Here is a 236-nt window from a genome sequence, read left to right as displayed (position 1 = left end):
GACGATTATTTCACGGTGACGCGGTAATAATCGTTTACGTTTCGCTCGACGAAGCCCACCGTTTTGTACAAGCCCAAGGCGTGGTCATTGTCCGCCGCTACCTCCAGGGCCAGCTTGCCCTGAAGCTGCTTCGACTCCGCAATGGAAATCGCTTTGCCCAGGATCACTCTGCCGTGGCCTTGTCCGCGGTATTCCGGGAGCACGCAAAATCCGGAAATAAACCCGCCGTCGTACAG

The 236-nt window shown here is 56.4% G+C and carries 1 protein-coding gene; it reads right to left on the bottom strand.

Annotated elements, in window-relative coordinates; translation table 11 throughout:
• Positions 1-5 precede the first annotated feature (5 nt).
• A partial coding sequence (locus tag KVT34_RS31120; RefSeq protein WP_217563383.1) for a GNAT family N-acetyltransferase occupies positions 6-236 on the bottom strand: 231 nt, incomplete at its 5' end.

The sequence above is a fragment of the Paenibacillus sp. GbtcB18 genome (assembly GCF_019091125.1).
In the GTDB taxonomy this organism is placed as follows: domain Bacteria; phylum Bacillota; class Bacilli; order Paenibacillales; family NBRC-103111; genus Paenibacillus_F; species Paenibacillus_F chitinolyticus.
Note: the sequence above shows the minus strand (reverse complement) of the source record. Positions and strands in the feature narration are given on the sequence as shown.